Origin of the sequence: Aquabacterium sp. (assembly GCF_004297345.1) — a bacterium.
Taxonomy (GTDB): domain Bacteria; phylum Pseudomonadota; class Gammaproteobacteria; order Burkholderiales; family Burkholderiaceae_C; genus Aquabacterium.
Map to the genome: position 1 here is coordinate 1 of NZ_SCTN01000357.1, position 10486 is coordinate 10486.

Below are 10486 nucleotides of genomic sequence, written 5' to 3' on the forward strand. Positions count from 1 at the left end.
TGTGGGCGGGCGAATACTTGGCGGCGTTTTCCAGCAGGTTGCCAAATACCCGTTCCATGAGCACAGCGTCGATCGAGAGCAAGGGCAGGTCGGCATCCAGATGGACCTTGACGGGGTGATCGTCCAGGCTGTGACCCAACAACTGGATGCTGGCCCCGATCACCTCTTCGATGGGCTGCCACTCCAGGCGCAGTGGCAGCTGCCCGGCTTGCTGGCCGGTTTGAAGGCGCGCCATGTCCAGCAGGTTGCTGACCATGCGGTGCAGGCGCATGGCCTGGTCACGGATGGCACTGGCCATGTCACGAGCCTGGCCGGGCAGTGGCGGTTGCATCAAGGTGAGTGTGTCGGCCAGGCCGAATAAAGATGTGAGCGGGGTGCGGATGTCGTGCGACAAGGCTGACAGGATCGAGCCACGCAGACGTTCGTCGTTCATCTCCAACTGCGTCTGGTGGGCCACGTTGACGAAGTGCAGGCGCTCCAGCGCCGTGGCGACCAGCGTGGCCAGGGCATCGAGCAGGCTGCGGTGGCCATCCAGCTCGCGCGCACCGGTACGGCGAGACGACAGGATCAGCACGCCCCGCGAACGCGTCGAGCCAGCCAGGGGCAGCACGGCATGCAGGTGGCCGTCATCGCCGAGCTGTTGCGTGCTGTGGTTTCTGGGCGCCTGAAACGCGGCTTGCGCCAACAGGGTGAGGGTGCTGTCCAGCGGGGCTTGATCAGGCCGGGCGGGAAGCAGGGGCTCGTGGACGTTGCTGTCTCGCGCCTGGTGTGCGGCGGGCAGCAGCAGGCGGGCGCGTGCAGCAAGCTGCTGCTGAGCGAACTGCTCGGTGGCATCACACACCTGCTCGATGGTCAAGGCGCCGGCGAGCTGGCTGGCCAGGGCATACAAGGCGTTGGAGCGTTCGGCGGCCTGCTGCGCTTCTTGCGCCCGCACACGCAGGCCTATCGTCAAGTGGCTGATGATGAGCGCCACAATCAGCATCACGGCAAAGGTCAGCACGTATTGCACGTCGCTGACGGCGAATGACCAGCGCGGCGGCACATAAAAGAAATCGAACAGGCCGACACTGAGGAAGGAAGCCAGCACGGCCGGACCACGTCCCAGGCGTGCTGCGATGACGACCACCACGAGCAGAAACAGCATCACCGTGTTGACCAGCTCCAGCCAGTCGTGCAGGGGGATGGTCAGGCCTGTGGTCAGGCCACATGCCGCGATGGCCAGCAGGTAGCCACGCCAGGTGGCGCGGTGAACCGGGGCGGAAAAGCTGGGAAGGTCTGACATGGGCTGAATCGAAGCCGGGATGAGCCAGCTTAGTCAGCTGCGCATCTCGCTTGCGAAAATTCTGGCACGGCCGGCATAAAAAAGCCGTAAAGATCAGGCTGGTGTGCCTTCCACACTGCGCAAACGGAAGTCTTCACCGCTCAGCCAGCGCTTGCGGAAGGCGCCGCAGTGGGGGCAAGGCTCGATCCGGTCTGGTGGCTGGAAGGTCTGACCACAATCCAGGCAGAGGGCCAGAGCTTCTATGATGTTCACGACCACCTCTGCGCCGTCGGCCAGGGTGCCGATCAGGGCCGCCTGCAAGGCCGTGCGCAAGGCCTGTTCATCGACGCAGCTCAGGGTGCCGATGTCCAGCGTCAGGCGGGTGATGCGTTGCAGCTCGTGAGCATGGCGCTCCAGCAAGCCCACGATTTCAACGGCCAGTGAAAGCTCATGCATGCGGCCGCCCCGTGATGGCGGGCGCCACCTGGTTCAACGCGTCGTTCAGCCATTGGTGCAACAAGGCCATGGCCTGAGGAAATTGCGCGCGTGCTTGGGGTGACAAGGGTGCCCCCAGCTCGAAGCCGTGGCAGCTCAGGCTGAGCAACTGCGCGGGGGGCGGCACTTGCATCAGCATGGCCTGGTACAGGCCGAGCAATTGGGCGGGCGTGCAACTGTGGCTGTTCACGCCTTGCACGGCCTGGTCGGTTGGCAGCGGAGAGAGCGTGCGCAGCGACACGGCTTCATGGCCTTGCGCGGCGGCGTCTGCAAACAGAATCAGCTGGCGATCGCTCAGGTCCATCACATGCTCGACCATGAGTTGCTGATCGCAGATCAACTCGATGCGGGCTTGAACCTCTTCGGATTGCGTATCCAGCCAGGCCAGCAACTGGTCGGCCAGCATGGGGCCAAAGGCATCGTCTCCGCGGCTGGGGTTGCCAACGGCCATGATCAGGATGGGGGCCTTGTTGTTCATGATCATGGCCAGTTGCTGGCCTGCCCAGATGCGGGCAGCGCAGGGCGTTCGATCTGGCCGTCTTCATGTTTGAGCAGTAAGTCAACGGCCTGGCCTTGCGCATCCAGCAGTTCAAGGCGCAAGGGCATCTTGCCGACAGCGTGCGTGGCGCAGGAGAGGCAGGGGTCGTAAGCGCGGATGGCCACTTCGATGTGGTTGAGCAGGCCTTCGCTGAGCTCTCGGCCATCGAAGTACTGCGCGGCCACGCTGCGCACGGCTTCGTTCATCGCCGTGTTGTTGTGCGTGGTCGAGACAATGAGGTTGGCATAGCTGATGAGGTCGTCATCGCCCATGCGGTAGTGATGAATGAGTGTGCCGCGCGGCGCCTCGATCACGCCGATGCCTTCACGCAAGGGCGTGCCGGTGGCCATGAGGTCGGTGCCGATGATGTCGGGGTCGTTCAGCAGGCGTTCGATGGTTTCAGCGCAATGCAGCATGTCGATCATGCGCGCCCAGTGTTGGGCCAGCGAGGCGCTCACTGGCCTGCCGTGGTTCCAGGCTTTGAATTCCTCTCGTGCGGCTTCGGCGCGGGGGGTGTCCAGGTAGCTGGCGTTGTTGATGCGGGCCAGCGGGCCTACGCGGTACCAGCCTTGTTCCGGGCCGATGCTGCGCAGGAAGGGGAACTTCATGTAGGTCCAGGACTTGACCTCTTCGCCCAGCAGTTGCTGGTAGCCGTGCACATCCACCTGATCTTGCACATGCACGCCATGCTCGTCGTTGATGCGCAAGGCGCCGTCGTACAGATCGCCTGCACCATCAGGCCGAACCAGAGACATGAACATCGACGGGAAGTTGGCAAAAGCCCCTTGCTCGGGCTGGCCGGCCAGGAAGAGATCGCGTGCCAGAACGAGGGCACTGGCGCACCAGTCCGTGATCTGGGCGATGTCCTTTTGCATGGTGTGGCGGTCTGCCGCTGACAAGGCCTTGTTGAATCCACCGGGCACTGAGCCCGTACCGTGCACCCGTTTACCTGTGAGCAGGCGGATCACCTCCTGCCCATATTGGCGGATGCGGATGCCTTGCAAGCCCAGTTCACGCTGATCCGTCAGCACGCCCACGATGTTGCGATGGGCCACGGCATCGTCAAAGCCGAACAGCAGATCAGGCGAAGCCAGATGGAAGAAGTGCAAGGCGTTGGACTGCAGCACCTGGGCATGGTGCAACAAGCGGCGCAACTTGTCGGCTGTGGGCGTGACCCGACCGTCGCCAATGACGAAGGCATCGCAGGCCTTGCTGGCCGCCAGCAAGTGGCTGATTGGGCAGATGCCGCACAGACGTTGAACCAGCGTGGGCACCTCCCAATAGGGACGGCCCTGAATGAAGCGCTCGAAGCCGCGAAACTCGACGATGTGCAGCCGCGCCTGCCTGACGCGGCGCTGCTCATCGAGCAGCAGCGTGACCTTGCCGTGGCCTTCCACGCGGCTCACGGGTTCGATCACCACACGGTTGAGGCCGCTTGGGTCGGGGGCGGTTTCAAGTGGATGTGGCATGGTGTTCAATCAAAGCGGCGGCTGTCGGCTGGCAGCACGGGGGAGCGGCCCTCCAGCATGGCCATGATCAGCTCGCGAAAGGCTTCGGCAGGTGGCGGGCAGCCTGCCAAGGTGTAGTCGATGGGTACCACTTCGTGCAGGGGCAATACCTTCTGGAGCAAGGGCGGCAGTTCGGGGTCTTGCGGCACTTGCGGGTTGTGCAGGTCGGCGCCCAGGTAGGCCTCGGCCACCAGTTCGCTCACCGGGATGCCGTTGCGCAGTGCGGGCACGCCGCCATACATGGCGCAAGCGCCCACGGCCACGAGGACCTTGCAGCGCTGGCGGAACTCGTGCAGCGTCTCCACGTTCTCGCGGTTGCACAGGCCGCCTTCGATCAGGCCGATGTCCACGCCTTGCTCGCTCACGTGCTTGATGTCGGTGAGAGGGCTGCGGTCGAACTCAATGTGCTCGATCAAGTCGGCCAGGGCCTCGTCCACATCCAGAAAGGACATGTGGCAGCCAAAGCACCCGGCCAGCGAGCAGGTGGCGATGCGCAGCTTCTTCTTGCTGGTGTTCATCAGCTGTCCTCCGGCTTCTGTGAGATGTCGACGTGGTCATAAGGACGCTGGCCAATGGGGATGACGAAACCATGCCGCTTGGGCATGAGCGCGCCAACCGGGCAGATGGACATGGCCCTGTCGCTGGCGGCGATGGCGCTGTCTTTCAATTGACCGCTGGGGCTGTTGATCAGCAGTTCGGTTTTCAAACCACGACCACCGATGGCAAACACATCCTTGCCATCGACCTCGCGGCTGGCGCGTACGCACAACTCGCACAGCACGCAGCGGCTGCGGTCCAGCAGCACATCCGGGTGGCTGGCATCGACCGGGTGTTGCGGGTAAGCGTGAACGAAATGCGTGTCCTGCATGCCCAGGTGGTAGCCCAGTGCCTGCAAGTGGCAGTTGCCGCTTTTCTCGCAGAAGGGGCAGTGGTGGTTGCCTTCCACGAAGAGCATCTGGATCAGGCGTTGGCGGTCCGCGTTGATGTCGGCGGTTTCTGATTCCACTTCCAGGCCCGCGCTGGCCGGCATGGTGCACGAGGCCACCATGCGGCCCTTGATGCGCACACTGCAGACCTTGCAACTGCCAATGGGTGCAAAGTCCCGGTGATGGCACAGGTGCGGGATGTAGGCGCCCGCATCTTGTGCGGCCTGCATGATGGTCTGGCCTGGCTGGAAGGGGATGTCCTGGCCGTCGAGTTTGAAAGTGGCTTGATCGCTCATGGTGGGCTGATCTCTTGCATGTTGACCACAGCGGCATCCAGGTCGAACGCTTGCTCGTCGGCCGCCAGCTTGCGCTTGATCTGATCGGGGAAATGCGCGATCACGTCCATCAAAGGATGGGCCGCCGTCTGGCCCAGGCCGCAGTGGCTGTAGCGATGCATCAGCTCGGCCGTTTCCTGCAGGCGCACGATGTCGCGCTGGCTGGCATGGCCTTGCATCAATCGTTCGGCCGTCTCCAGCAACTGCCCGCAACCCACGCGGCAGGGTGTGCAGAAACCGCATGATTCGTGGGCGAAGAAGCGGGTGTACTGGCGGGCCACGTCCACCATGTCGCGTGTCTGGTTGAAGACCGTGAAGGCGCCGCCGGTGGGCAGGTCTTCGAAGCTGATCTGGCGTTGTCGTTGTGGCAATTGGGTGGCATCGATCAACTTGCCTGATGGGCCGCCCACCAGCACGGCTTGCACATCCTGTGCGCCGCAATCGCTCAATACCTCAGCCACGGTCACGCCCCAGGGCACTTCGTACAGGCCTGGTCGGGCCACGTCGCCCGCCACACTGAGGATGCGGGTGCCGCGCGAGGCGGGTGTGCCATGTGCGTTGAACCAGCCTGCGCCATGCAAGGCGATCTGCGCCACTTGCACAAAGGTCTCGACGTTGTTGTTGACCGTGGGCAGGCCCAGGTAGCCGCGATCAACCGGAAAGGGCGGCCGCGTGCGAGGTATGCCGCGCTTGCCTTCCACCGACTCAATCAGCGCGGTTTCTTCGCCGCAGACGTAGGCGCCTGCACCCATGTGCAGTTGGATGTCGAAGCCTGGCGAGCCGCCCATCACTGAGGGCCCCAGCAGGCCTTGGTCGCGGCGGGCTTGCAGTACTTCGCGTAGATGAGGCTCGATGAATTCATACTCGCCACGCACATACAGGAAGCCTTGACTGGCGCCCACAGTCAGTGCGGCGATGGTCATGCCTTCCATGACTTCATGCGCCCATTGCATCAGCAGCATGCGGTCTTTGAAGGTGCCCGGTTCACCCTCGTCGGCGTTGCAGGTGATGGCGCGCGGGCCAGGCGCATGGCGGCAAGCCACCCACTTCTGCCAGGTGGCAAAGCCGGCGCCACCTCGGCCACGCAGGCCGGCATCGCGCAAGGCAGCCAGCATGGCATCCGGGCCCATGGCGTTCAGCCTGGCGAGCGCCTGCCCAGGTGCAATCGGGTGGCTGAGTGTGAGTTGGTGACGCCACACCGGGTTGTGGACTTCGAAGAAATCCGTGGGCCATTGATCCAGTGGCGCCTGAGCCTCAATCAGATCGGCGATCTCATCGGCGCGGCGCAGGGTCAGGTTGGTCAGCGGGCGGCCATTGATCAGCCCCGCCGGGCCTTGATCGCACAGCCCTGTGCATGAGGTGCGGTGAATCGACACCAGGCCATCCGCCCGCGTGTGATCGGCTTGCACACCCAAGCGTTCGCTCAGGAGTTGCAACACGGCTTCGCTGCCCAGCATGCGATCTGTCACGCTGTCGCTGAGGTAGAGCGTGTAGCGCCCACGTGGTTCGAAGCTGAGGAAATGGTAGAAGCTCACCACACTGCGCACGGCAGCATGGCTCAGGCGCCATTGCAGCACCAGTGCGGCAATGGCGCTGCCTGGCACATGCTGAAACCTTGCCTGAACCTGCCTGAGCACCTGCAGCAAAGCCCCCTGGCTGGCCGGGTAGCGGGCAAGGATGTCGCTGATGTCGTGCTCGGGGTGCATGCTTCAGAGTATCGAGCGGATGTGACGCATTCTTGTCTAAGGGCCTGCTGCTTGTGATGCAAATCAACAAATGCGCGGCAAGGGATCGCCCATCAGCCAGTCCAGCATGCGCTGGCCACCAAAGCGGGTGCGCATCTGGATGAATCCGGGTGATTCGTCCGTCACGGTGCCGATGCGGCAAGCCTGGCGTCCTAGCGGGTGTGCCCGCATGGCTTGCAGCAGCGCATCGGCATCGGCTGCATCACAGATGGCGATGAGCTTGCCTTCGTTGGCCAGATACAGTGGGTCCAGACCCATGAATTCGCAGGCGGCTGCCACTGCATCTTGCACCGGTATGGCCGCTTCATCGAGCTGCATGCCCACCTGCGAGGCCGAGGCGATTTCGTTGAGCGTGGTGGCCAGGCCGCCGCGTGTGGGATCGCGCAGTACACGCAGCCGGGCTGGTGTGGCCAGCATGTGGGCGACCAGCCCATGCAGCGAGGCGCAATCCGATTCGATGGGCGCTTCAAAGCGCAAGCCTTCGCGCTGGCTGAGTACCGCCATGCCATGTTCGCCCACGCTGCCAGACAGCAAAATGGCATCACCGGGGCGGGCCAGTTGACCAGATAGATGCAAGCCGGGTGGGCAGATGCCGATGCCGGCTGTGCTGATGTAGAGGCCATCGGCCTTGCCGCGTTCCACCACCTTGGTATCGCCTGTGACGATGGCCACGTGCGCGTTCATGGCTGCTTGCGCCATTGAGTGCACCACACGAACCAGATCAGCCAGGGGCAGGCCTTCTTCCAGGATGAAGCTCACGCTGAGGTGCAAGGGCTGGGCGCCCATCATGGCCAGGTCATTGACGGTGCCGTGTACCGCCAGGGCGCCGATGTCGCCGCCGGGGAAAAACAGGGGCGACACCACATGCGCATCGGTGGACATGACCAAGCGCCCGCCCGGCATCGCCGCCAAAGGGTTGGTCAGCACCGCGCCGTCATCGCCGGCAGCCTGCCAGCCCTCGGGCCAGGTGCTGGCAAAGGCTGGCTTGAACACTGATTCGATCAACTGATGGCTGGCGCGGCCGCCTGCGCCATGCGTCAAATCGACCAGACCGTGTCGAAGGTCAAGTGGCCGGATGTAGCCGGGTTTGATGCCGCTCATGCCGAGTGCCTCATGTTGTCGGAGCCTTGGCGCGTCTGCGGGCATGGCTTGTGTCGCCCATATTGATAGTGCGCCGCACAAGCCCCTTCAGAGCTGACCATGCAGGCACCCACGGGCTGATCCGGTGTGCAGATGGTGCCGAACAGCACGCAGTCTTGCGGGCGTTTGTGCCCACGCAGGATCGGGCCGCACTCGCATTTTGGGTGATCGGGCACGGCCATCGGCATCAGGTTGAAGCGCCGTTCGGCATCCAGACTGGCATAGGCATCGCGCAGCTTCAAGGCGCTGTGAGGGATGGCGCCCAGGCCACGCCATTCAAACGCATCCCGAATGTCAAACACATCGGTCATCAGCGCGATGGCCTTGTGATTGCCTTCGCGCTTCACGGCCCGGGTGAACTGGTTCTCGACCTGCGCCCGGCCTTCATTGACCTGCCGGATCAACATGAGGATGGCCTGCATCACGTCCAGGGGCTCAAAGCCCGCTACAACCACGGGCAGATGATGGCGCTCGGCGAACACCTCGTAAGGGCTTGATCCGATGATGGTGGACACATGTGCCGGCCCGATCAGGCCATCGAGCGCCACAGGAGTGGGCTGATCCAGTATCGCGTGCATGGCTGCGGGCGTGAGCACATGGTTGCACAGCACGCTGAAGTTGCGCAGGCCTTCGCGCTGGGCTGTCTGTATGGCCACGGCTGTGGCTGGCGTGGTGGTCTCGAATCCGATGGCGAAGAACACCACTTTCCGATCGGGGTGTTGACGTGCCAGTTGCAGGGCATCGTCAACGGCATAGACCATGCGCACATCAGCACCGAGCGCGCGCGCCTTCATCAGGCTCAGACCGTTCGAGGCGGGCACACGCAAGGTATCGCCATAGCTGGCCAGGATCACGCCGGGCTGCCTGGCCAAGGTAATGGCCATGTCGATGCGGCCAATGGGCAGCACGCACACAGGGCATCCAGGGCCATGGATCATCTGCACGGGGGGTGGCAGCAGGTCGAGCACGCCATAGCGAGCCAGTGCGTGGGTGTGGCCGCCACAGAACTCCATGAAGCGGTAGGTACGATGAGCGTTCGCCTCAGCGGCTATCGATCGTGCCAGGGCCTTGGCTACATCCGGATCGCGGAACTCGCTGATGTACTTCATAGGGTACTTCATGGCGTACTTCCTGATGCCGCCTGATCCCGCTTCAGCTGCTCGAACAGGGCCAGTGTCTGCAGGGCTTCTGCCTGATCCAGCAAGGTCAGGGCATAACCGGCGTGCACGATCACGTAGTCGTCGATCTGCACGCCATCGAGCAAGGCCAGGGAGACCTGCTTGCGCACGCCGCCCATGTCCACAGTGCAGAGGTCATGGGCACCGAGTTCGATCACGCGAGCGGGGAGGGCGAGGCACATGCGTTTTGCTTGATGAGTCTTTGGCGGGCAACCCAGGCTTGCCCGAGGCTCAGGCCGCCGTCACCACAGGGGTATTGTGCGGGGCGCCAGACGCGCAGGCCCTTGATGATCAAGCCTGCGTGCAGCGCGTCATCCAGCAAGCGGTTGGCCAGGCAGCCGCCTGACAGCACAACGGTGTGCACACCGTGGCGTTCACAGGCTTGCGCAGCCCAGTCGGCCATGGCCGTGGCGATGGTGGCGTGGAACACGGCAGCAGCTTGTGGCGCATCGCGTTGATCGGCCAGCCAGCTCATCAGCGGGCGCCAGTCAAGCTGCAAATCCTCGGTGATGCGCCAGCCGTCGCTCAGGGCTGCTGCAGGCCAGTGCATGTTCGCCAGGCTTTCAAGGCGCATGGCGGCTTCGGCTTCATAGCGAGACTGTGTGTAAGGCGCCAGCACATCGAGCAGGCCGGCGGCGGCGTCGAAGAGCCTGCCCAGGCTGGTGGTCACAGCGTGGCGCTGGCTGCCTTGCGACAGCCATTGCTGCAGCATCGCAGCCTGGGGCATGCGCGCAAATCGCTGGCTGATCTCGCTGGTGCGGTCCAGCGCCTGCAGCACGGATGCGGCCATGCGCCAGGGTTCGCGCGCGGCGGCATCGCCACCGGCCATGGCCATGGGCCACAGGTGGCCGATGCGCTGGGCCTCGTCTTCCTGAACCAGCAGCAACTCGCCGCCCCAGACCATGCCATCGCTGCCCAGGCCGTGCCCATCCAGGGCCAGCCCGATGACGCGGTCATGCACGCCTTTCTCGTCGGCGTGTTCGGCTAGCACGGCGGCCACATGGGCATGGTGATGTTGCACCTGGATCAGCGGCAAGGGTTGCACGCCTGAGGATGTCGATGCACGGGTGTGGGCCATGTGGGCGGCCAGGATGGTGCTGAAGAAATCCGGGTGCAGGTCGCAGGCCAGCGCGTCGGGCTGGGTGCGCAGCCAGCCCGGCCAGATGTCGGCCATGCGGGTATAGGCCACGCGGGTATCGACAGACTCCAGATCACCAACGTGTGGCGATACCAAAGCCCGATCGCCTTGCGTGATGCACAGCGTGTTCTTCAGCAAGGCGCCCATTGACAGGACGGAGGGCGGCAGGGCGCTCTCATCGTGTGTCTTGCTGGCACGCGTTGGCAAGGCCACGGGTGTGGG

10 protein-coding genes and 1 pseudogene are annotated in these 10486 nt (G+C 63.8%); all 11 read right to left on the bottom strand.

What is annotated here, in order from left to right; all coding sequences use genetic code 11:
• A partial coding sequence (locus EPO09_RS13175) for a DUF4118 domain-containing protein (protein ID WP_290643779.1) occupies positions 1–1282 on the bottom strand: 1282 nt, incomplete at its 3' end.
• A gap of 93 nt (positions 1283–1375) precedes the next feature.
• Positions 1376–1717: a hydrogenase maturation nickel metallochaperone HypA gene (locus EPO09_RS13180; RefSeq protein WP_290643780.1), complete on the bottom strand. Its 342-nt coding sequence runs from the start codon at positions 1715–1717 to the stop codon at positions 1376–1378.
• Positions 1710–2240, bottom strand: a complete 531-nt coding sequence (locus EPO09_RS13185) for a hydrogenase maturation protease (RefSeq protein WP_290643781.1) — start codon at positions 2238–2240, stop codon at positions 1710–1712. Before EPO09_RS13185 ends, EPO09_RS13180 begins: the two co-directional genes overlap by 8 nt.
• Positions 2237–3763 (bottom strand): Ni/Fe hydrogenase subunit alpha, encoded by a 1527-nt coding sequence (locus tag EPO09_RS13190; RefSeq protein WP_290643782.1) that lies wholly within the window; start codon positions 3761–3763, stop codon positions 2237–2239. Before EPO09_RS13190 ends, EPO09_RS13185 begins: the two co-directional genes overlap by 4 nt.
• Before the next feature lie 5 nt (positions 3764–3768).
• Positions 3769–4320: an NADP oxidoreductase gene (locus EPO09_RS13195; RefSeq protein ID WP_290643783.1), complete on the bottom strand. Its 552-nt coding sequence runs from the start codon at positions 4318–4320 to the stop codon at positions 3769–3771.
• A complete protein-coding gene (locus tag EPO09_RS13200; RefSeq protein WP_290643784.1) occupies positions 4320–5024 on the bottom strand; it encodes a 2Fe-2S iron-sulfur cluster-binding protein in 705 nt (234 codons plus the stop codon). Before EPO09_RS13200 ends, EPO09_RS13195 begins: the two co-directional genes overlap by 1 nt.
• On the bottom strand, positions 5021–6769 hold the full coding sequence (locus EPO09_RS13205; protein WP_290643785.1) for an NAD(P)H-dependent oxidoreductase subunit E: 1749 nt from the start codon (positions 6767–6769) through the stop codon (positions 5021–5023). The genes EPO09_RS13200 and EPO09_RS13205 overlap by 4 nt, the downstream gene beginning before the upstream one ends.
• Positions 6770–6832: 63 nt before the next feature.
• Positions 6833–7909, bottom strand: a complete 1077-nt coding sequence (gene hypE / locus EPO09_RS13210) for a hydrogenase expression/formation protein HypE (protein WP_290643786.1) — start codon at positions 7907–7909, stop codon at positions 6833–6835.
• On the bottom strand, positions 7906–9057 hold the full coding sequence (gene hypD, locus EPO09_RS13215) for a hydrogenase formation protein HypD (protein WP_290643788.1): 1152 nt from the start codon (positions 9055–9057) through the stop codon (positions 7906–7908). The genes hypE and hypD overlap by 4 nt, the downstream gene beginning before the upstream one ends.
• Positions 9058–9065: 8 nt before the next feature.
• Positions 9066–9308 (bottom strand): HypC/HybG/HupF family hydrogenase formation chaperone, encoded by a 243-nt coding sequence (locus EPO09_RS13220; RefSeq protein ID WP_290643787.1) that lies wholly within the window; start codon positions 9306–9308, stop codon positions 9066–9068.
• Positions 9281–10486: pseudogene (locus EPO09_RS13225) on the bottom strand (hypothetical protein); the annotation flags it as partial. The pseudogene EPO09_RS13225 and the gene EPO09_RS13220, both read right to left, overlap by 28 nt.

Coding starts and splice junctions, on each gene's coding strand:
- EPO09_RS13190 (WP_290643782.1), bottom strand. CDS start 3,763: ATGCCACATCCACTTGAAACCGCCCCCGACCCAAGCGGCCTCAACCGT.
- EPO09_RS13205 (WP_290643785.1), bottom strand. CDS start 6,769: ATGCACCCCGAGCACGACATCAGCGACATCCTTGCCCGCTACCCGGCC.
- hypE (WP_290643786.1), bottom strand. CDS start 7,909: ATGAGCGGCATCAAACCCGGCTACATCCGGCCACTTGACCTTCGACAC.
- hypD (WP_290643788.1), bottom strand. CDS start 9,057: ATGAAGTACATCAGCGAGTTCCGCGATCCGGATGTAGCCAAGGCCCTG.
- EPO09_RS13200 (WP_290643784.1), bottom strand. CDS start 5,024: ATGAGCGATCAAGCCACTTTCAAACTCGACGGCCAGGACATCCCCTTC.
- EPO09_RS13220 (WP_290643787.1), bottom strand. CDS start 9,308: ATGTGCCTCGCCCTCCCCGCTCGCGTGATCGAACTCGGTGCCCATGAC.
- EPO09_RS13180 (WP_290643780.1), bottom strand. CDS start 1,717: ATGCATGAGCTTTCACTGGCCGTTGAAATCGTGGGCTTGCTGGAGCGC.
- EPO09_RS13185 (WP_290643781.1), bottom strand. CDS start 2,240: ATGATCATGAACAACAAGGCCCCCATCCTGATCATGGCCGTTGGCAAC.
- EPO09_RS13195 (WP_290643783.1), bottom strand. CDS start 4,320: ATGAACACCAGCAAGAAGAAGCTGCGCATCGCCACCTGCTCGCTGGCC.